This window comes from Pseudoflavonifractor sp. AF19-9AC (genome assembly GCF_003478995.1).
GTDB lineage: Bacteria > Bacillota > Clostridia > Oscillospirales > Oscillospiraceae > Lawsonibacter.
On sequence record NZ_QUGI01000002.1, the window covers coordinates 182,822 to 204,130 of the forward strand.

Annotated in this window: 21 protein-coding genes; 12 read left to right on the top strand and 9 right to left on the bottom strand. The window is 55.1% G+C overall.

Going from position 1 to position 21,309, the window contains the following annotated elements:
* Positions 1-2 precede the first annotated feature (2 nt).
* A complete protein-coding gene (locus tag DWX58_RS03705; protein ID WP_118641661.1) occupies positions 3-1,328 on the top strand; it encodes a hypothetical protein in 1,326 nt (441 codons plus the stop codon).
* A gap of 150 nt (positions 1,329-1,478) precedes the next feature.
* Entirely contained in the window at positions 1,479-3,395 is a 1,917-nt protein-coding gene (htpG, locus tag DWX58_RS03710) for a molecular chaperone HtpG (RefSeq protein ID WP_118641662.1), read from the top strand.
* A gap of 54 nt (positions 3,396-3,449) precedes the next feature.
* Here htpG and DWX58_RS03715 read toward each other — a convergent pair whose 3' ends face one another.
* Both DWX58_RS03715 and DWX58_RS03720 read right to left on the bottom strand, forming a co-directional pair.
* Positions 3,450-3,890, bottom strand: coding sequence for a DUF3021 family protein (locus tag DWX58_RS03715; RefSeq protein WP_118641663.1), 441 nt, complete (start codon positions 3,888-3,890; stop codon positions 3,450-3,452).
* Positions 3,891-3,907: 17 nt separating this feature from the next.
* On the bottom strand, positions 3,908-4,345 hold the full coding sequence (locus DWX58_RS03720; protein WP_118641664.1) for a LytTR family DNA-binding domain-containing protein: 438 nt from the start codon (positions 4,343-4,345) through the stop codon (positions 3,908-3,910).
* A 103-nt stretch (positions 4,346-4,448) separates the two neighbouring features.
* On the opposite strand from DWX58_RS03720, the gene DWX58_RS03725 reads away from it, so the two are divergent.
* The 4 genes from DWX58_RS03725 (at position 4,449) to DWX58_RS03740 (ending at position 7,379) form a co-directional block, all read left to right on the top strand.
* Positions 4,449-5,258, top strand: a complete 810-nt coding sequence (locus DWX58_RS03725; protein WP_118641665.1) for a glycosyltransferase family 8 protein — start codon at positions 4,449-4,451, stop codon at positions 5,256-5,258.
* Between the two features lie 112 nt (positions 5,259-5,370).
* Complete coding sequence (locus tag DWX58_RS03730) at positions 5,371-6,177, top strand: PHP domain-containing protein (protein WP_118641666.1); 807 nt, start codon at positions 5,371-5,373, stop codon at positions 6,175-6,177.
* Positions 6,178-6,220: 43 nt separating this feature from the next.
* Positions 6,221-6,655, top strand: a complete 435-nt coding sequence (gene rpiB / locus DWX58_RS03735; protein WP_118641667.1) for a ribose 5-phosphate isomerase B — start codon at positions 6,221-6,223, stop codon at positions 6,653-6,655.
* A 274-nt stretch (positions 6,656-6,929) separates the two neighbouring features.
* Positions 6,930-7,379 (top strand): hypothetical protein, encoded by a 450-nt coding sequence (locus DWX58_RS03740; protein ID WP_118641668.1) that lies wholly within the window; start codon positions 6,930-6,932, stop codon positions 7,377-7,379.
* A gap of 45 nt (positions 7,380-7,424) precedes the next feature.
* On the opposite strand, the gene DWX58_RS03745 is transcribed toward DWX58_RS03740, so the two are convergent.
* Positions 7,425-10,523 (bottom strand): S-layer homology domain-containing protein, encoded by a 3,099-nt coding sequence (locus DWX58_RS03745; protein WP_158579206.1) that lies wholly within the window; start codon positions 10,521-10,523, stop codon positions 7,425-7,427.
* A 406-nt stretch (positions 10,524-10,929) separates the two neighbouring features.
* Positions 10,930-11,871 (bottom strand): D-2-hydroxyacid dehydrogenase, encoded by a 942-nt coding sequence (locus tag DWX58_RS03750; RefSeq protein WP_118641670.1) that lies wholly within the window; start codon positions 11,869-11,871, stop codon positions 10,930-10,932.
* 219 nt (positions 11,872-12,090) lie between these two features.
* Here DWX58_RS03750 and DWX58_RS03755 point away from each other — a divergent pair, with 219 nt between their 5' ends.
* A complete protein-coding gene (locus DWX58_RS03755) occupies positions 12,091-13,017 on the top strand; it encodes a LysR family transcriptional regulator (protein WP_158579207.1) in 927 nt (308 codons plus the stop codon).
* Positions 13,018-13,305: 288 nt separating this feature from the next.
* Positions 13,306-13,593, top strand: coding sequence for a DUF6809 family protein (locus DWX58_RS03760; protein WP_118641672.1), 288 nt, complete (start codon positions 13,306-13,308; stop codon positions 13,591-13,593).
* A 56-nt stretch (positions 13,594-13,649) separates the two neighbouring features.
* On the opposite strand, the gene DWX58_RS03765 is transcribed toward DWX58_RS03760, so the two are convergent.
* From DWX58_RS03765 to rsgA, 5 genes are all read right to left on the bottom strand, one after another.
* Positions 13,650-14,621, bottom strand: coding sequence for an S-layer homology domain-containing protein (locus DWX58_RS03765; RefSeq protein WP_118641673.1), 972 nt, complete (start codon positions 14,619-14,621; stop codon positions 13,650-13,652).
* A 203-nt stretch (positions 14,622-14,824) separates the two neighbouring features.
* Complete coding sequence (locus tag DWX58_RS03770) at positions 14,825-15,373, bottom strand: GNAT family N-acetyltransferase (RefSeq protein WP_118641674.1); 549 nt, start codon at positions 15,371-15,373, stop codon at positions 14,825-14,827.
* Positions 15,366-16,721, bottom strand: coding sequence for a hemolysin family protein (locus DWX58_RS03775; RefSeq protein ID WP_243093241.1), 1,356 nt, complete (start codon positions 16,719-16,721; stop codon positions 15,366-15,368). The genes DWX58_RS03770 and DWX58_RS03775 overlap by 8 nt, the downstream gene beginning before the upstream one ends.
* A 623-nt stretch (positions 16,722-17,344) precedes the next feature.
* The gene (locus tag DWX58_RS03780) at positions 17,345-18,073 is read right to left on the bottom strand and encodes an N-acetyltransferase (RefSeq protein ID WP_243093242.1); all 729 of its coding nucleotides are present in this window, start codon (positions 18,071-18,073) and stop codon (positions 17,345-17,347) included.
* On the bottom strand, positions 17,995-19,074 hold the full coding sequence (gene rsgA / locus DWX58_RS03785) for a ribosome small subunit-dependent GTPase A (RefSeq protein ID WP_118641972.1): 1,080 nt from the start codon (positions 19,072-19,074) through the stop codon (positions 17,995-17,997). Before rsgA ends, DWX58_RS03780 begins: the two co-directional genes overlap by 79 nt.
* 262 nt (positions 19,075-19,336) lie before the next feature.
* On the opposite strand from rsgA, the gene DWX58_RS03790 reads away from it, so the two are divergent.
* The 4 genes from DWX58_RS03790 (at position 19,337) to DWX58_RS15310 (ending at position 21,307) form a co-directional block, all read left to right on the top strand.
* A complete protein-coding gene (locus DWX58_RS03790) occupies positions 19,337-19,870 on the top strand; it encodes a GNAT family N-acetyltransferase (RefSeq protein ID WP_243093243.1) in 534 nt (177 codons plus the stop codon).
* Positions 19,871-19,887: 17 nt separating this feature from the next.
* The gene (locus DWX58_RS03795; RefSeq protein ID WP_118641676.1) at positions 19,888-20,358 is read left to right on the top strand and encodes a GNAT family N-acetyltransferase; all 471 of its coding nucleotides are present in this window, start codon (positions 19,888-19,890) and stop codon (positions 20,356-20,358) included.
* Positions 20,351-21,052, top strand: a complete 702-nt coding sequence (locus DWX58_RS03800) for an MBL fold metallo-hydrolase (protein ID WP_158579208.1) — start codon at positions 20,351-20,353, stop codon at positions 21,050-21,052. The genes DWX58_RS03795 and DWX58_RS03800 overlap by 8 nt, the downstream gene beginning before the upstream one ends.
* Positions 21,053-21,121: 69 nt before the next feature.
* Complete coding sequence (locus DWX58_RS15310; RefSeq protein ID WP_243093244.1) at positions 21,122-21,307, top strand: hypothetical protein; 186 nt, start codon at positions 21,122-21,124, stop codon at positions 21,305-21,307.
* Positions 21,308-21,309 lie beyond the last annotated feature (2 nt).

Genomic DNA, 21,309 nt, shown 5'->3' on the forward strand with positions numbered 1-21,309 from the left:
CCATGAGACGAGCGCTGCCTGCCCTGCTGCTGTCCGCTGCCCTGCTGGCCGGGTGCTCCGCCCCCGGAGGGAGTGGCCAGAGCTCCTCCAGCCAGGCGGAGGGCTCCCAGAGTTCCTCCTCCGCCCAGGACAGCGGAACCGTTCAGGTCCACACCGACTGGTCCGTGCTGGAAAACGGAGCAGAAACCCTCTCCACCATCTGGAACCGCTGGTATGACGACTATACCGACCACCTCATCCCCCGGAAGGACTACGGCACCCTGCTGCCCTTTGCCGGGGCCCAGGTCGTCCTCCACCCACCGGAGGGGGAAGCGGAGGACTCCAGCTACGTCTCCTCCAACTGCCTCTACGGCCTGATGACCCAGGAGGGCACGGTGGTCATGGACCCCGTTTGTACCTCCATCTACCGGGTCTCCTACCTGGCTGATATGGGGGACACCGTCTCCCTGCCGGTGCTGGTTTTGGAGAAGGGGGACAAGGATCAGGGCGCCGCGGTCAGCGGGACCCTTCTGGCCCTGGCCGCCGCCGATGGGAGCTGGTGCACGGACTTTGCCTACTGGGGCTGTGCCGCCAGTCCCACCGCCATTCTGGCCGGAGGGAAGGACGGCATGGACCTGCTGGCCCCCCAGACGGGGGAAGTGGTGAAGGAGTGGAGCTGGACGGAGCTGGGCATTGAAACGGCCGACTCGGTGCCCTGGTTCACCGGGGACGCCTACTCCTCCGTCCAGTGGATTGGAGACCGGTTCTTCCTGGGCTGCTATGGAGCAAACGGGGACACCGCCCGGTTCCTGGACCCCATGACGGGAGAAGTAACCACCAGCTCCGCCCAGGACTGGTACAATACCCTGGATGAAATGTTCCGGAGTGCCCCCCAAACCTGGTGGGACGCCAAAGCCAACGGCGACGGCACCTACACCCTGACCATGGGTGACGAGTCCCACACCATTCCCGCTCCCCTGGACATGGGGGACGCCCTGCCCTATGTGGCGGGAGGCGACCGGGTGATCTTTGAGGATGGACAGGGGGCCTTTGCCATCACCGATCTGGCCGGCAAGGTCATTCTCCCCAAGCGGGAGGGCACCCTTGCGGTGCTGCAAAATGACTGGGAGGGCAGCGGAGCCTGGCTGGCTGTGCGCCTGGAGGGGGAAACCCTGTGGCTCATCTACAACTGGGATGGCACCCTGGTTTCCAGTGTCCCCGGCGCGACGGACAGCCTGTGCTCCACCAGCGGTTCTCTGGTGGAGGTGCGCTCAGACTCCATGGCCTCCTACTACCGCCCTGAGGACGGCATCTGTGTCCTTCGGGTGTACTTCGGACTGTCTGGATAAGCAGTCTCGGGGCGAAAGTGTAAAAAAATTGTGAATACCCTTGCTTTTTTTCCGGGAGCGCGCTATGATAACGTTAGCACTCAGTTAAATTGAGTGCTAACGTTATTTTTGTTTACAACAACTTTCAAATATATGGAGGCATCAGTAATCATGGCAAAGAAGCAGTTTAAAGCGGAATCCAAACGCCTGCTGGACCTGATGGTCAATTCCATCTACACCCACAAGGAGATCTTCCTGCGGGAGCTCATCTCCAACGCCAGCGATGCAGAGGACAAGCTGGCCTACAAGTCCCTCACCGACGAGAACGTGGACATCAAGCGCAAGGACCTGAAAATCACCATCGTCCCCGACAAGGAGGGGCGGCTGCTCACCGTGTCCGACAACGGCATCGGCATGAGCAAGGAGGACCTGGAGTCCAACCTGGGCACCATTGCCCGCAGCGGCTCTGGCCAGTTCAAGGCCAACCTCTCTGAGGACGACAAGGCCGCCGACAAGATTGACGTCATCGGTCAGTTCGGCGTGGGCTTCTACTCCGCCTTTATGGTGGCCGACCACGTCACCGTCATCTCCAAGGCCTGGGACAGCGACGAGGCATGGGTGTGGCAGTCCGACGGAGCCGACGGCTACACCGTCACCCAGTGTGAGAAGGACGCCCCCGGCACCGACGTCATCATGCACCTGAAGGCAGATGAGGACGGAGAGAATTACAGCAAGTATCTGGAGACCTATGAGCTTCAGGAGCTCATTAAGAAGTACTCCGACTATATCCGCTACCCCATCGTCATGGAGGTGGAGGACTACCGCCAGAAGGAGAAGCCCGCCGACGCCGGCGACGACTACAAGCCCGAGTGGGAGACCGTGAAGGAGTGGAAGACCATCAACTCCATGGTCCCCCTGTGGCAGCGCCAGAAGTCCAAGGTGAAGCCCGAGGAGTATAACGCCTTCTACAAGGAAAAGTTCGGCGACTGGCAGGACCCCCTGGCCGTCATTCACACCAGCGCCGAGGGCGCCGTGACCTACAAGGCCATGCTCTATATCCCCGCCCAGACTCCCTACGACTTCTATACCCGAGAGTACCAGAAGGGCCTGCAGCTCTATTCCTCCGGCGTGATGATCATGGACAAGTGCGCCGACCTGCTGCCTGACTGCTTCCGCTTTGTAAAGGGCGTGGTGGACTCCCCCGACTTCTCCCTGAACATCAGCCGTGAGATTCTCCAGCACGACCGCCAGCTGAAGGTCATCGCCACCGCCCTGGAGAAGAAGATCAAGTCCGAGCTGGTGAAAATGCAGAAGGACGACCGGGAGAAGTACGAGAAGTTCTGGAAGGCCTTCGGCACCCAGATCAAGTACGGCGTGGTGGCCGACTACGGCGCCAAGAAGGAGCTCCTCCAGGACCTGCTGCTGTTCTGGTCCTCCAAGGAGAACGCCTACACCACCCTGGCCGCCTATAAGGACCGTATGCCTGAGGACCAGCCCTATTACTACTACGCCTGCGGCCAGAGCGTGGACAAGATCGCCAAGCTGCCCCAGGTGGAGCGCATCCTGGACAAGGGCTACGAAATTCTCTACTGCACCGAGGACGTGGACGACTTTGTCATGAAGGCCCTGGCCGAGGTGGACGGCAAGAAGTTCAAGTCCGTGGCCGACGAGGACGCTCTGCCCCAGACCGACGAGGAGAAGAAGGCGGCCGCGGAGAAGGCCGAGGCCGGCAAGGGCGTGCTGGAAGCCGTGAAGGAGGCCCTGGGCGACCAGGTGAAGGAGGTCCGCATCTCCTCCATCCTGAAGTCGGGTGCCTGCTGCCTCAGCGCCGACGGCCCCGTCTCCCTGGAGATGGAGCGGTATATGAACAAGCTGGAGGGCGGCGAGCACATGAAGGCCGAGCGCGTGCTGGAGCTGAACCCCGACGCTGCCCCCTTCGCCGCCCTGAAGCGGGCGGTGGACGCCGGAGACAAGGACACCGTGGCCAAGTACGCCAAGGTGCTCTACGGTCAGGCTCTGCTGCTGGCCGACCTGCCTCTGGAGGACCCGGCGGAGTTTGCCCAGCTGGTCAGCTCCCTGATGGTATAAGCGCATCCCAAGTCAAGAACACTAAGAGGGCCGCCCGAACGGGCGGCCCTCTGTTCAAATCCGATTCTGATACTGCTGGAGGCGGCGGTTAAGCTGTCGGGAGTCCTGTTTCAGGGCCACATGGAATCCAAACCACATGGCGGCCAGGCTGGTCTCAAAGGTGAGCAGCAAAATCAGCAGCATCCACCAGGGAGTGGGCGTAAACCACCCCATCACGGCCGCCCCGCCCGGGAAGGCGAGGTGGGCCAACAGAACCCACAGCATGGTGTTTCGTCTCAGGTACGTCTGCTCCCGGTGGCGCGGGAAAAGGGCGCTCTCCACACTGGCGAAGGCCATGCACACCAGAAGCATCTCCATGAGAATCAGGGTGTCCATGGCGAAGCGCCCGGCCACCGCATCGGAGATGGCCTTCATGAACACTAGCCCGGAGAAATAAAGCCCCATGTTGTACTTCATCTCCAGGCCCCAGCGGTAAAAATGAAGAAATCCAGTCATAACCATCTGCTCCTTTCTCACAGCCCCAGCCGCTCCCGCAGCAGGGGCGCATAGTGCCGGGAGACCATGAATTTTTCTCCCGTGACCAGCAAGGCCTCAATCCGCCCGCCGGCCTGACTTCTCAGACTGCGAATCCCATGGAGATTCACCAGAGCGGACTTTCCGCACCGGAAAAAGCCGACCACTCCGTACCGTCCCTCCAGCTCGGCCAGGGACAGGGCGGTCTGATACACGGCGCCGGCCGTATAGACGAAGGTCTTGTCCTCCAGGCTCTCGCAGTAGACCACCTCCCCCGGCGGGAGCAGGGTGGTCTGCCGCTCCTGGTCCCACACCAGCAGCCGCTGCAGCCCGGAGCGCAGCAGGGACAGCACCCACAGCATCTCCTCGTCCAGCTCCGGGCAGCGGAGCACCACCTCGTTTTCCGGGACCGGGACGTGCTCCACCGTTATTTTCATCTCAGCCACCTCCTTCTAAGACTTGCCGCAGGAGCAAGGTGGATTCCCCCAACCGGATATTTTTCGCCCCTAAGATACACCACATTCCAAAAGGAGCCCACATATGGATATTCTTGTCACCATTGACCGCAACTACCTCCATCCCCTGGCCGTTATGCTGAAAAGCCTGGCCGTCCACCACCGGAACCGGCCGGTGCGGGTCTACATTCTGCACCGCTCTCTGCTGCCCGAGGATTTCATTCGCCTGGAAAAGGCGATAAACGCCCCCGAGCTGGAACTCATCAATCTGCCGGCGGGAGACTCCCTCCTGGCCGATGCCCCCACCACGGACCGCTACCCGCTGGAGATCTACGACCGGATTTTCGCCGTCCGCTACCTGCCCCAGGACTTGGAGCGGGTGCTGTACCTGGACCCGGATCTGGTGGTCAACGGGCCGCTGGACGATCTGTGGGAGCTGGATTTGGAGGATAACTGGTTTGGAGCGGCCAGTCATGTGGCCAAGGGCCTGGAGTGGATGAACGCGGTGCGGCTGCAGTCGGAGACACCGGGACCCTATATTAACTCCGGCGTACTGCTCATGAATCTGCCCCTTCTCCGCCGGGAGCAGCAGCTCCAGCCGGTGCTGGACTACGTCCGGGACCACCGGCGCACCCTGTTTCTTCCTGACCAGGACGTCATCAGCGCTCTGTACGGGGACAAGATTCTCCGTCTGAACCCTTACCGCTACAACATGACGGAGCGGCTGTTCACAGCGGCCAGCCTGAGTCCCCGTGGCCCGTTGGAGCTCAGCTGGGTCAGGGAGCACAGCCGCATCATCCACTACTGCGGACGCAACAAGCCCTGGAAGGAGCACTACCTGGGCAAGCTGGACTGCTTTTATTGGGAATATGCCAAAGAAATCGGTCCTTTGTAAATGAAAAGGGAGGCAACAGTTTTCCTTTGCTCTTGCCAATTGGCTGGAAACCCACTACAATAAAGAGGTAAACCCAGAGTCCCTTTGCCCGGCCCTGCCCCAGGAGGTTCCCATGTATCTTGTCGATTACCACACCCACACCTGCTGCTCTCCGGACAGCGAGGCCCGTCTGTCCGACATGGCGCGGGCAGCCCAGCAGGCTGGTGCCCGGGAGCTGTGCACCACCGACCACTGCGATCTGCAGCAGGCGGACGGCACGCCTCTGGCCGCGTGGGACTGGACGCCCATTCTCCGGCAGTATGAGGAGGCGGCGTTTTTCCGGTACCGGGAGGACTTCCGGCTGCAGCTGGGCCTGGAGCTGGGCGGCGGCTATACCGACCCCGCCCGGGCGGAGGAGATTCTCTCCGGCGCGCCCCTGGACTTTGTCATTGGCTCGGTACACAACCAGAGCCCGGAGCTGGGTGGACGGGACCTCTTCTACCTGGACTACCGGGACGAGGCGCTGTGCCGCCAGCTGCTGGAGGACTACATGGCTAACCTGCTCCGGCAGGCGGGCCAGAGCTGCTACGACAGCCTGGGGCACATCATCTATCCCCTGCGGTACATCAACGGCCGGGCGGGCCACCACATGACTCTGGACCCCTGGGAGGACCAGCTGGAAGCCGTGCTGCGCACCGTCGTTGAAACCGGCCATGCCATCGAGGTCAACACCCACGGCGGCCGGGAAGTCACCGACTGGCTGCCCATTCTCCGGCGCTACCGCGCCCTGGGAGGCGAGCTCATCACCCTGGGCTCCGATGCCCACCGGCCCGCCCACGTGGCCAAGGGGCTGGAGCAGGCGGCGCAGCTGCTGCGGGAGACCGGGTTCCGCTGGGTCACTGTCTATCGCCGGCGCGAGCCGGAACAGCGGCGGCTGTGATCGTTCCGCCGCCAAATTGAAACCATATTTGGGAGGAGTTATTATGATCGCCATTGCTTCTGACCACGGAGGTTATCAGCTGAAAGAGCATATCAAGGCCTATCTGGCCGCCAAAGGCATTACCTGCGAGGACTTTGGCACCAACAGCACCGAGAGCTGCGACTACCCCGTCTTCGGCCGGGCCGCCGCCGAGGCTGTGGCCTCCGGCCGCTGCGAGAAGGGCATTGTCATCTGCACCACCGGCATCGGCATTTCTATTGTGGCCAATAAGGTCAAGGGCATCCGCTGCGCTCTGTGCTCTGAGCCTCTGTCCGCTGAGCTGTGCCGCCAGCACAACAACGCCAACATGCTGGCCATGGGTGCCGGCATCGTAGGCCCCAACCTGGCCCAGCGCATTGTGGACACCTTCCTCTCCACCGAGTTTGAGGGTGGCCGCCACGCCCGCCGGGTGGGCCTCATCACCGAGATGGAGCAGTAAGCCCAATTCCATAAAACGCCGCAAGGCCCGCCTTTCAAAAGAGGCGGGCCTTGTTTTTATGCCGTCAGGGCATAGTGCCAGATAATTTCCAGAAAATGTATGTGGATGTACGATTTTGTGCAACTGCCCGCCAGGTACGAAGGCTCCGCTTTCTTGCACGCTTTCTTGAAAGAAAGCTTGGCAAAGAACTTCCTGCGAAGCTGCGCTTCGCTTCTTTGCTCGTGGGAGGTTCCCATGTGGAGGCAATCTGTAAACATACAAAGGAGGAAATTTTATGGCAAGCGGACAGACCAGCAATTACAAACTCAATCAGTGGGCTGCAGAGGATAAAGTGCTCAGGGAAGAGTTTAACCAGGATAACTTTAAAATTGAGACAGCCATTGCAGATAGGGGAAACTGCAAAATCAAAACAGGCACCTATGTTGGCACAGGCACAGCGGGACGAGACACCCCAGTAACCTTGACTTTTGACTTTTATCCTTTGATCGTGTTCCTGAACGGGGCAGAGACACAATCGGAAACAACGAAGTACTACATCGCCCACCGGCATAACACATGCATCTGTTCCCCCACCTATTACCATAGCGCTTCTTATCATTATGGACGGCCCTTATACCTGACCTGGGCAGACAACGGCCTGTCCTTCTATGTGGACATCGATGCCCCAGAAGCACAATTCAATGTTTTAGATCGGACGTACCATTATATTGTAATCGGTATTTAAACAAAAAAGGCCCCCTGCGGAAAATCCGCAGGGGGAAAAGGGTGATTAAACAGCCTCATTCACAGACACAGTGTAAGTACGGGTACTGCCATTAGCAGCAACAACCGTCACAGTGTCAGTGCTCCAAGTGCCGTTATTCTTGGTCAGAGTAACGTCAGCCTTGCTCAGAGTCTGATCAGCCTGACCCTTAGTGAAGGTAACCTTCACGCTATCGCCGTTATCAGCACCGGTAGGATTCACTTTCACAACAATGGTGTTGGTGGTACCGTTGGTAACAGTAGCGGCAGAAGTAACGTTCAGGTCGCTGCCAGGATCGGTAACCTTTACAGCAGCAGCAGAAGCAATGGTATCAACAGTGCTGCGGTACACGTCCTTCACGAAGATGATGGTAGCGCCGTCCTCCTTGATGGACAGGTCCAGAGTAATGGCGTAGCCAGCGTCAGCAGCAGCGTCCATACCATCCAGACCGGTGATGGTACCGGAGTAGGTCTCCTTGCCAGGGTTGGCACCACCGTTGGTGTACTCGTCGTTGTCGGTCTCGTGCAGGTCGATCACAACAGCCTTGGAAGCATCGATGTCGCCCAGCTTATAATCGCTGCTAGTAACATTGTCAATGGTCAGCAGATTGCCGTAGACACTAACAAAGGTGGAACCGATGTCAACGCCAGTCTGAGCGGTGATCTTGCCGTCCCAAACGCCGACGTTAGAGCCAATGCTGATAGCGGTGGCAGCAGACAGAGTATAAACGTTCTTGGAATTTACAGTGTACTTGTAGAAAGCACCCTTGATCACTACACCGCTGGTGTTTCCAGGAGTGGCATAAGGAGCCTTATCGGCCACGATGGACATGGTCTTGCCGTCCTCGGTGTACACGGTGTAGGCATAGCCGCCGTCCACAACACCGTCATAGGACTTGACGTACAGAACGTCCTCAGAAGCACCGGCGCTGTAGGAGGCAACAGGCAGGATCACGTAGGAAGCCACATTGGCGCTGCCGGACTTGGTGTAGATCACGGTAGCGGTAGCAGCAGAACCAGCGTAGCTCAGACCGCCGGTCTTGACAGTAACCTCGATATTGGAACCGCTGCCCTCGATGACAATGTACTTGGTGTCAGCATTGACATAGTAGCTGCCCAGCTTGGTGTCGTCGCTCTTGATGCTGGTCACAGTAGACACGCTGCCAATGTCATAGGTATTGTCAGTGGCATTGGTGTAAGCGGTCAGCTCAGTGTACTTGTCGCTATTCTCCTTCAGGGTGTACAGGCTGCCGATAGCGGCAGAGGCAGAAGCGTTCTTGGTGTAGAAGGGAGTGGTGGTAGCAGAATTGCCGTACAGGGTGTCCCCGGTGGGATAGGTGTCCTGACTGGACACGGCCTTCATGGCACCGGTCTTATCCACATAGAAGTGGGTGGTCTCCAGATCGCCATCACCAGCGATGGTGGCCTTAGTGTAGCCGTAACCAGCAGCATCCAGGCCCTTAATCTCGCCCTTGGTAGTAGTGTAGCCGATGGTGATGGTCTTCACAGCACCGGTCATATCCACGACCTGAGCCTTATAGGTGAGGGTATTCTCGCCGTAGCTGCTGGAGGTGCTGTCGTCAGCCCACATCTTGGACAGGTAAACAGCGTCGGTGGCCACAGAAGAAGCCTCGATCTCGACAATACCGATCAGCAGACCGTTCTTGTCAGTGTAGGCAGCATAGGTGCCGGTGTAGTCACCCTCGGTGTAGTCCTCAACGAACTGGCCGGTAGTGACAGCAGTGTACTTGTTGCCGCCGATGGTGTAGCTATCGTTAGTCTTGTAAGCGGTGACCTGGCCCTGAGCGGCAGGAGTCACAACATAGCTGTCCAGAACCTTGGTGCCGTTGATAGCAGCGGCGATGTAAGCGCCCTTCACATAGGTGCTGGCAGCATAGCCGGCAATATCAGTGTCCTTGAAGGTGCCGATGGTAGTGCCAGCAGCGTTCTTCAGGGTGATATAAGCGGTAACATCGTTCTTGGCGTCGGTGCTGGAAACATTGGTATCCACCTTGTCGATCTTGGCCAGCTTATACTGGGTCACAATGATCTTGTCAATGGTGGTAGCGGTGGTGGCGTTCTCAAAGACCTCCACCTGATCGCCGATAGCAGGAGCATAGGAAGTGTCCTGAACACCATTCACATAAACAACAGAAGATCCAGTGCTCATGCTGGGGATGGTGTAGTTGTCCTTGATCTCCTTCAGCCAAGTGCTCATGGAAGCCTTGGTGCCGGTGGTGCTGTCAATCGCGAAGGTGTGGTCAGCGTCATCAGCATAAGTGCCGACCTTATCACCCTTGTACTCCCAGGTGTGGGCAGGACGCCGCATGTCGTCCACCACGGGGGTGATACCCTGCAGCTTCAGCTTGCCCTTGTACAGCTGCTCACCCAGCTGGACCAGGTCCTTACCGTTGCTGTCGGTCTGGTTGCTGATGGCATCATTGGTGTCGCTGGTACCATTGCTGTTGGTGGTGTAGTCGACGTACTTATACTTGGACACCAGGTTGCCGTTGGCATCCAGGCCGATACCGTCATCCTCAGCCTCGACAACAGTGGCCTTCAGAGCGGTCAGAGCAATCTGAGCCACGTCGTTGCGGGTCATGGCGGCGGAAGCGCCGGTCTCAATGCCCTTAAACAGGTCAATCTTGGAGCCCTGCTTCACGGTGGCCAGCTGCCAATCTCCACCAAAGTCGCTGGTGTACTGGAAGTAGCCCAGAGCCTTCATCACCATCAGAGCCGCCTGGGCAGTGGTGACGGAGTCGTTGAAGCCGAACTGCTTGTCGTTGTAGCCGGCGGCAATGCCGTTGGCCAGGCAGGCGGCCACAAAGCCCTTGCCCCAATCAGGGACATCGGTAAAGGTCAGGGTGCTGCCGGCGTAGTCGTTGACATTCAGACCCAGCAGGTTGGTCATGACCACGGCCATCTCACCGCGGGTGACCTTCTGGTCGGGGTTGAAGTTACCATTGGTGTCACCAACCATGACGCCAATGGCCTGCATGACCTCAATGGCTTCCACATTGTCAGTGGACTCCACATCGGCATAGCTCGCGCCGGTACCAACCACCATCATGCCCAGGAGCATGACGGAAGCCAGAGCCAGGCTGAGAGCCCGCTTCAGGTTTCTCATTGGAATTCCTCCTTCTAATTTTTGATCCTCCAAGATTTCATCTTTTTGGATCATTTTTCGGGGATTTCCCCCAAATTTTGAGGTTTTGGGAACTTTTTAAGACGATTAGGCCGGTATAACGCCCCTTACACTCGAGATTTTGTGAGGAAACTCCAATGAAAAGACAGGAAAATGGCCGCTTTTGCGGCCAAAAAGTTATCTTGGTAGACATTTGGTAGACACCCAGAAAATGGAAAAACGCGAAACCCTTGGGGCACAAGGATTTTACGCCTTTTTGGGTAGACATTTGGTAGACATGGTCCAAAATCCCGGTAGACACAGGGCCCCAAAAACAAAGGTGCGGTACCCGGAATTTCCAGGTACCGCACCTTCGCTCTTATAGGGGAAAAGAGAGGGAATTGTCGAATTAGCCCAGATTCAGGGCCTCCTTGACCTTGGAGATGATGTGAGCGCCGATGTCGCGGGAGGCGTCCACGGTCTGAGCGCCCAGGTGAGGAGTGACGATGAAGTTATCGCACTGGAACAGGGGGGAATCAAAACCCGCACCCTCGGTCAGACCGCCGGCAGCCAGCTCGTTCTCCATAACGTCGGAGGCATAGCCGCCGATCTTGCCAGCCTTCAGGGCCTCGTACATATCCTGCTCGTTGACGATGCCGCCGCGGGCCATGTTCAGAACCACAGCGTCGTCCTTCATCTCAGCGATGGAGTCGGCGTTGAACAGGTTCTTGGTCTCGGGAGTCAGAGGCATGTGGATGGTGACGAAGTCGGCCTGCTTGAGCACTTCCTTCACGTCCAGACCCACAGCGTGCTCCTTCTCAAAGTCCTCGGGCTTGAGGTAGGGGTCATAAGCCACGACGGTCATGCCGAAGGCGCGGCCCAGCTCACCCACGCGGCGGCCGATGCGGCCGAAGCCCAGGATACCCAGGGTCTTGCCGCGCAGCTCGCGGCCCACGAACTTATACTTGTCCCAGTTCTTGTTCACCTTCACGTCGGCGTTGGCGGGGATGGTGTGGCGGGACAGATCCAGCATCTTGGAGATGGTCAGCTCGGCCACGGCGTTGGCGTTCAGGCCGGGAGCGTTGAAGACCTGGATGCCCTTGGCCTTGGCGGCCTCCATGTCGATGTGGTTCAGGCCCACAGAGCACACGCCGATGACCTTCAGGTTCTTGGCAGCGTCCAGAATGGTCTTGTTGATAGCGGGATCGACGCGCATGATCAGCACGTCATAGTCGGGAATCAGAGTGGCCAGCTCCTCCTGGGTGGGGAGCATCTTGGTGTCAACCTGCATATACTTGCCCAGTTCCTCGGCAATGGCGCTGTGAACGACGTCGATGATCAAACACTTCATAACAATCATCCTTCCTCATTAAAAATGATGGTTTCGAGCCTTTCCAATGAAAAAATTAGCTGGTTCAGCTCTCCTACGGATCTTATGGGTACATTATGCCATATTTTCCCCCAAATGGAAAGCACCTTTTTGGTGAGGGTTGCCACAACCATTTAACTGTGGTAAAATGACTTTATCTGGAATCCGGCCCCCAGGGCCATGCGTTTGGAGGAACACAGCTTGAATTTTCTGCATCTGCGCTATTTCCTCATGGTGGCCGAGGAGCTGAACATCACCCGGGCCGCTGAGCGTCTGTACATATCCCAGCAGTCCCTCTCCAACCACATCAGCAACATGGAGCGGGAGCTGGACGTGAAGCTCTTTACCCGTTCCCCCAAGCTGTCCCTGACCTACGCCGGGGACCTGCTGGTCCAGACCGCCACCCAGATTCTGGACCTGTATAGCCAGTACATGACCAAGGTGGGCGACATCAACCGCCACTACCTGGGGGTGCTTCGGGTGGGCATTTCCCACACCTGCGGACTGGCCTTGCTGCCCTCGGTGCTGCCCCAGTTCCGGACGGAGTTTCCCATGGTGGAGTTCTCTCTCTATGAAGGCAACTCCACCCAGCTGGAGGACGCTCTGTCCCACGGGCGGGTGGATCTCATCATCTGCTTCCAGCCCATTATGATTGAGGGCGTCACCACCGTTCCCCTCAACGAGCAGCGCCTGGTGATGGTGGTGCCCAAGCCCTTTACCGACCAGCGCTTCGGCATCCACGCGGAGGAAATTCGGCTTCAATACGCCCAGGGCGCGGACATCAGCGCCTTCCAGCAGTTCCCCTTTGTGCTCATTAAGCGGGGCAACCGAACCCGCAACATCGTGGATCAGTACTTCAGCCGCTACTATTTTAAGCCTCAGCTGATTCTGGAGACGGAAAATACCGTCACTACTCTGGCTATGGCTCAGGCCGGGGTAGGTATTACCATCTGCCCTGAGTTGTTCCTCCGCGCCATTCCCAACGCCCCGGCTGACAGCGCCGGCGTGGATTTCTTTCCCCTCACTGACCCCTCCACCTTCAGTAAGCTGGTGGCCGGTTATCGGCGGGACCGCTATTTGTCCCACTTCGGGGAGCGGTTTATTGATATGGCTCAAAGCGCAATCTGAACAAAATGAAGCGCCTCCCGAAGGGTTAAGCCCCATAGGTACACAACGTGAACCTATGGGGCTTAACGCCGTGTATGGGGAAGATTAGGGCTTGTGGAACACCACAAGCTCTAATTTCTTATTGAGCAGATAACTACTGGCTCTCGCAAAAGTGGTAAGTTTTCTACCCACGGACAGCGGTGTATGGTCTGCAAAACCAATGATAAGGAATTTATTGAAATACAAATATTCCAGTGGCTTTTCACGCTAACTTGTGGTATGTTGTCTTGCTGCAAGGAGGTAGAGCATATGAACAACGCCCTGAAAAAATTCTACTACAGATTTTACACGCCACTGCCTATGGCAGGGTCTGAGCAGGAAATTGAAACTTGCCACCAACAACTCATTGAGAGATTGGAAAAGCCAGAGAGAAAGCTGGTGTTGCGGATCATGGACGCACAGAACCTCATTGCAGAGGAACGCTCTATGCACAGTTTCCTTTGCGGATTCCAATTGGCATGGGAATTGGCATACGAGTTGAATCACTTTGAGACAGACAGGCATCCCTTTCCGGCAGAAGCGGAGAGGGATGCCTGATTCGTATAAAACAACTGTGCAGAACTTTAAGATATAGACATACAGTGATTGGGCGTTTAGTCGGCCATGCCGATTTGCCCAATGGCATAGCGCAGGGCTTTCACGCTGATGGGCGACTGGGGCAGGATTTTCCCGTCCGGCACCAGCAGCTTGTTGGTAATGGAAAATGCAACGGCATCCCGAGCCCAGGGGGAGATCTGACTGGCATCCTTGTACGAATCCAGAACACCCGCATCTGTCACCTTGGGGCTTCCGAACAGTCGATAGATCATCACCATGGCCTGTTCTACGCTCATCATATCCTCCGGCCCAAAGAAACCATTACCGTAGCCGCCCAGATAACCGTTTTGCTCTGCCCAGGCAACTGCCTCAGCGTAAGGAGCATCCCAGGCCACATCCGTAAAGGTTGGGGGTCCCACGGCTTCGTCCCACCGATGGGCATGATCGAACAGCATCTTGACTGCGTCGCCCCGGGTGATGGAGACCGTGGCTGTATTGGCCCAACTGACGGAAATATCATCCAGATAGAAGGAGGTCACCCCTTCAAAGCCGGAGTCGGTGCCGATCACCAGATACGCCGTTCCCGCTTCATCTGTCCGGGCAATTACCTTGGTCTCGATCTCGTTGAACTCATATTCACCGGGGCGGTTGATTTCCTCTTTGGCAAGGTTGCCGACCACGATCATGTCCGATCCGCTGGTGCTCTGACTGCCCTTGTCGATGTTCAGGCAGAAGTGGTTCAGGGAGTCCAGGCTGTTTTCCGGCTCCTTAGAGGCAACACCGCACTTGACGAAGACCGATTCTCCGGGAGCGCCGCCGATGCCGATCATATCATTTTCCACATTGGTGGCCAGCTGAAAGCGGACGGTGAACTGATACTCCGTCTCGGGAACAAGGCCGCTCAGATCCTTGTAATACCCCATAAAGAGATCGTCGCTGTGATTATTGCCGGAGAGAAAAAGGCCCTTTCCGGCCTCTGCAATGGGAACCTCCTCATGGCCGGAGCGAAGCTCATAAAATTCCTCCACCCCCTGCTCGTTGGGGTAGTCGAAAAAATGGGGGTAAACCCGCCGTCATTCTGGTTAAAGTCAAAGGTAAGTCCTGCTGTCGTCTCCTTTGCGGCAGCAGTCCCCGCCAGAATACTCATGCCAATGGCCGCAGCCACACCCAGTGAACAGAATCTTTTGAACCGCATTTGTAATCCTCCTTCGATGTTTTGGCGTTTGCCTGTTCATCTATTTAGATGCGACGAGGATTTCGCTTTGTTGGGATTCTGTCGGAAAATTTGAAAAAAAGAATTCCGGCTACAATGGAGACGATCAGCAGGGTCAACCACACTGTAAACCAGGGAGACAGGGACGGCTCCGTGGAAGGAATGCTGCTGATCCCAAAATCGCCGCCGGGCTCCTGGGAAGGTGTACGGAAATACTGGATTGCCTGGTACGTAAGACCACCGGCAGAAACGATTGCCACGCTGGCCAGAGCGGTGAGGGTCCGCCGCAGGCTTTGCATAACCCTTACCTTGATGCTGCTTGTCAATCAGCAGGCGGTCAAACCAAAGTCTTGTATAGGCGGGCTCCTGAATCATTCCGTACATGGTAAAACCGATCAGGGTGTCGTTGTCATAGATGCACATGGGATGCCACGCCGCCAGCTGATCCGCCTCTTTCATACAGTCCGCAACACTTTCGATAAAACCTGTCTGGTGTGGAAATACCTCCAACTTCTCAGCAGCCCTGCGATTTTTGCCGGTGACAGGCTTTAACGACAGATTACTCATGCTCACCTCTATTATGTTCCTGCTTTTCGGTGTTCTGCGGATTTGCCAGGCAAACCAACGCCGTCACCACTTGATGATTTCGGATCTCGGTGACCCGGATCACCAGGCCGGCGGTTTCCACTTCAATAGTGGCCCCATCCTCGGGGATGGTGGCCATGGCCCCAAAGATCAGTCCGTTAAAGGTATCGAAGTCGTCAAAGGGCAGCGTGACACCAAGTGTTTGGGCAACCTCCTCCAGAGGCGCCTCTCCACGGATCTTCCAGGTGCCAGAGTCCACAGCCTCGATCAGGGGAAGGGCGTTTCGGCATACATCCTCCTCGCCCAGATCTCCCACCAGCTGCTCCACAAGATCGTTGATGGTAACAATGCCCGTCATGCCGCCGTATTCGTCCAGCACCACCGCCAAAGGATGGCAGCCGCCCTTCATGTTACGGAACAGCACATCCGCCTTGACGCTGTCCGGTACCAAATAGGGAGTCTCCACCGCCTGTTCCAGTACGGTCTCACGGCTCCGGTCCGTCAGGCGGAAGTAATCTTTTGCATTGAGGATACCCACCACATCGTCCGCGGATTCTCCGCACACAGGATACCGGGTGTGGCGGCTGTTGTGGATGGTGGCGGCCCACTCCTCCATGCTCTCCTCCAGCCACAGAATGGTCAGGTCGGTTCGGTGGGTGGCAATCTCCCCGGCGGTCAAGTCGTCAAACTCAAAGACGTTTTGGATGAATTGCTTTTCTTCGTGGTCAATGGTACCTTTCTGGCTGCCCACGTCTACCATCATGCGGATCTCCTCCTCACTGACGGTCTCCTCCTCGGCGTTGGGGTCAATACCAAGCAGACGAAGGACAGCATTGGTGGAAGCGGTCAGGAACCACACAATAGGTGCAAACAGCTTGGCGATGGCGGAGATCAGGCCGGAGATACCCAGAGCCAGGGACTCTGCCTTACGCATGGCCACCCGCTTGGGAACCAACTCACCAAAGATCAGGGTAAAGTAGGACAAAACCAGCGTGATGATGACCACGGCGATGGCGTCCAGGGTAGCAGCGGGTACGCCCACACCCAGGCTTACCAGCCAATTGACCAGGCCGTCTGAAAAGTTCTCCGCCGCAAAGGCACTGCCCAGAAAGCCGGACAGGGTGATGGCCACCTGGATTGTGGCGAGAAAGCGGGCCGGTTGGCTGGTCAGACGAGCCAGTCGTACGGCTCGTTTATCTCCCTCCGCCGCCATTCGGGCCAGCTTGGCATCGTTGATAGAAATTACCGCAATCTCCGCACTGGCAAAGACTGCGTTGAGCAGGATCAGAAATACCTGCAGCAAAATCATGAATAAAATAGAATTTTCCAATGTAAATACCTCCTCAGATTAAAACAATTATAGGCAAAAGGACGCAAAAAGACATAGCCCGTCGTACTATTCTCGCAAGCACAGGCCATGTCTCATCCGATTCTGTTCATAATTGTACGAGGGAGGCTTGGCGGAGGCGTTACTGTCACCGTCATCCATAAGTTGCAGACCTTCTCCTTTCATTGTAATGTTCCATATCTTATCAGACAATCTCCCGTTCGTCAACTTGTGAAGTGACTATTATACATACAGATTCTGTTCAGATCATGTCCCTGTCCCAAGTCATGTGGTAGTAAATATTTCTTTTTTGACCCGTCATGCATAACCGGACGAAAGGACGAAGATAGCTGGAATTATGGCTTCAGGTTATGGCTTTACTTAGTAAACAGTACAAATACAACCCGTATCCCGGTGACTGCACACTTTCTCCTAATATCCATCTCTTCCGGTTTGTTCATGAGAAGAGTGTAAAAAATACAAAGAAGAGAACAGCCGGAAATCCTCAGGGATTTCCGGCTTAGTTCATGTATTCCTTTTAAACCTCACATCCGTCTTGTATTTGGAAAGAGCCAGCAGTTCTGCACCCGGACCCATGCCAAGCTCCAAAATGGTTTCAGCGCCTCTTATTCATCCAGCTGTGCACAGGCAATTTCATACTCATGCTGGCAGGAAAGCACCTTCTTTTCCTTTTCCGGGAATGAAGCATCGAAGGCAAGGATATCTGCCTCCTCGGCTTCCAGTACCTCAGAAAATTCGGCATATCCATGAATTCCATCCAGAGCGGTTTTCCGAAGAGGCAGCACCAGAAGACCGGTATAAAACTTTCCGTCCGGCATGGAGATGCCGTATTTTTTTCCGCCTCGGAATCCATAGGGCTCATAGTGGTACGGGTATCCCAAGGTCAGAATGGCGGAGTATCCCATTACTTTTGCTTTTTCAATGGAATGGGTGATCAACTTTCTACCCAATCCCTGACGGTGATATTTGGGAGAAATAAAAACCGGTCCAAAACTGATCGTGGGAAATTCTCCGTCCGGTGTTACGACTTTGGAATGGGTATAGAAAATGGCACCCTCCACAGTGCCGTCCACCTCGATGACAAAGGCAAGCTCCTGGATAAAATCAGGATGTGACCGCATTTTGTGGACCACATAGTGCTCCGCAGCGCCGGGGAAGTACAGATTCCAAAAAGCTTCCCGGGCCACTTCCTCGGTTCTGCGATGGTCTTTGGGTTCTTCGTTGCGAACAATGATATTCATAATTCTGTACCTCCTTATTTCCGTTTCCGCTGTTCTTTGGCAAAGCGTCTGGCGTTCTTCATACCGCCCACTTCTTTGAACATACGCTCGCACTTTTTGACTTCGATCTCCTTGCTGCTGAGTCCATCATAGCTGGTCTCATGCTCCAGCTTGTGATAGCTTTCCAGGCGGCGGCTGTCCAATTCACCGGATTCTACTGCCGCCAGAACGGCGCAGCCGGGTTCACTGGTGTGGGTACAGTCCCGGAAGCGACAGTGCCGGGCCAGTTCTTCGATCTCCGCAAAGGTTTTGGAGAGGTCGGCGCTCTCTGCGCCCATCTCCCGCATACCGGGGGTGTCAATGACCACACCGCCCAGAGGACAGGGAAACATTTCACGGCCTGTTGTGGTATGCCGTCCCTTGTCGCCTCTGCCGATCTCCTGGGTTTCCATCACCGTATTACCCAGCAGTTTGTTGATCAGCGTAGATTTTCCCACGCCGGATGAGCCGATAAAGGCACAGGTCTGATTCTTTTGGAAATAAGGCTGAAACTTCTCACCAATATCCGCATCAAACATGGAGAGGGGGATCGCATCGGAAAAACTGGAAATGTTCTCCACCTGCGAGACCGCCTGGGGCAGATCATCACACAAATCTGATTTTGTCAGAACGATCACCGGCACAGCACCGCTGTCCCAGGCAATGGACAAATACCGCTCCATACGATTCAGACTGAAATTCTGGTTGAGAGACATACACAAAAATACAATGTCCACATTGGCCGCTACCGGCTGTGCCTGCCCCGATACGCCAACTGCCTTTCGGACAAACAGGCTCTTTCGGGTCAGCACACGATGGATCACGGCAAGCTCCGGCTGTATATCCACCATCACACAGTCTCCCACCGCTGGATATTGGGCCAGCTCCTCGGTGTCATACCGAAGTTTACCGGAAATCTCCGCCAGCATCTCGCCCTGCTCCGTTACGATCTTATATTTTCCGCGATACTGTGCGATGACTCTCGCCAGTTGATACTCCGGATATAAGGTTGCTTCTGTGAAAAAACGTTCTGAAACGCCGTAATTGTTTAATTGATTCAATTTGATAACCTCCATATAATATTCCCGAAGGAAGGAGGTTTGGGGCAATTACTTCACCATACCTCCTTCCACCATTACAATCTCCTTTTTATTTGCGTTCATGTTCTTCATAAAAACACGCTCCTTTCATTCAATATTTTTTGATTATATCATTTGTTGGGGCTGATGGGAATAGACAAATCGTAAAGATCGCTGCATAGAACTGTCCCCAAAGGACATCCATAAACACTTGATTTTTTGCGGTAGCTATAGTAGAATCTTAGAAAATATTGTATGCTTGTCTTACTCCCCGGGGTTAGACATCGGAAGCATTGAAACCAGTTCCGTCAGGGCCGCAATTGCGGAAGGAATAGGTTTCAATGCTTATTTTTACATAAGGGGAACAGATATGTTACACATGGAGGTATATCCTGCACTTCCGACAGAGGCCGCATCGATCCGGAAGGAAGTATTTATGGAGGAGCAGGGGTTTGTGGAGGAGTTTGATGAGATCGACCATCAGGCTCGGCATATTGTGGTGTTCAACGGAGAAGTTCCGGTTGGAACCTGCCGCTTTTATTGGGACCAGGAGAGAAACTCTTATGTTCTGGGAAGAGTTGCAGTCCGAAAAGCATTCCGTGGTCAGTCTCTGGGTCTGATGCTTGTCCAGGAATGCGAAAGGCAAGTGATTGCATCAAAGGCAAATAAACTGTTTCTTGCCGCTCAGGTTCGTGTAAAAGAGTTTTACGAAAAGCAAGGATATACAGCAATAGGACGGGAGTTTCTGGAAGAATACTGCCCGCATATATGGATGTATAAAACCTTATCCTAAGGAGGCAATGTGTTGTTATGGAGATCTTAATGCTCAGAGAGCACAGAGAGTGTATCAAAAGAGCTGCCGCATGGTTCCATGCAAAATGGGGTGTTCCCCAAGAGGCGTATGAAGAAAGTATGCTTGCGTGTTTGGAGAAGAATACCGCGATTCCACAATGGTATCTTGCTGTCCACCGGGCAGAAATCATTGGAGGTGTCGGTGTCATAGAAAATGACTTTCATGACAGAAAAGATCTCTCCCCCAACCTGTGTGCATTATTTGTGGAGGAAGCATGGCGGAATCAAGGAATTGCCGGTAAATTGCTTCAATTTATATGCGATGATATGGAGGAATGGAATATCCATACCCTGTATCTGCTGACGGAGCATACTTCGTTTTATGAACGATACGATTGGGAATATATATGCACGGCGAAAAGTGAAGACGGCGAGACCATGCGCATCTATCAGTCCCCAGTTCGGTTAAGGAGTGATGTCATTGGATAAACGATATCAGGTGCTGGACCTATGTTATACTTTTCAGAATATGCAGCAGAATTTGCATCCTGTGGTACTGTTCGGTAACAGGGATGTGGTTTTGGTAGACTGCGGTTATCCCGGTTCTTTGAAGTTGTTACAGAGAGAGCTCTCAAAATACCGTATTCCACCAGAAAGCATCACAAAATTGCTGCTGACGCACCAGGACGATGATCATATTGGAGCTGCGGCAGAGCTAAAAGAGGCTTATCCAACCATTCAAATCATGGCTTCCGGTATCGAACAGCCTTACTTATGCGGGGAAAAGAAAAATCTCCGACTTCAGCAGGCTGAACAGCTTCAGAAACTTTTGCCGCCAGATCAGCAAGAATTTGGCAATCAGTTTTGTCAACGATATCGAGAATTAAAGCCCATTGGGATCGATTCCGTAATCGCACACGGCGAACATTTTGATTGGGGCGGCGGATGTGAGATCGTTGCAACACCCGGTCATACACCGGGTCATGTATCCATTCGCGCATCGGATAACAGCTTTTTCATTACGGGAGACGCTGCGGTTTTGGAAAATGGAAAATTAGCAGTTGCAAATCCCGATTATTGTCTTGATATAGATACTGCAAAGCATTCCCTGGCTCAAATTTTACACTATAAAAGCCATACTTATATTTGCTTCCACGGCGGTGAATGGCAGATAGGTGGTTGAGAGTGTAAGCTACCCATGTAAGAGGCCGAGCAGGAAATCGAAACTTGCCACCAACAGCTTATCGAACGCTTGGAAAAACTCGAGAGGAAGTTAGTTTTACGGAGCATCGACGCGCAGAACCTGATGATAGAGCAACGCTCCGTGGACAGCTTTATCTGCGGATTCCGTCTGGCGTGGGAACTGGCAAACGAACTGAATCATTTTGAAACGAACAGGCATCCATCTCCAGTAGAAGAAGCGGAGATGGATGCCTGATT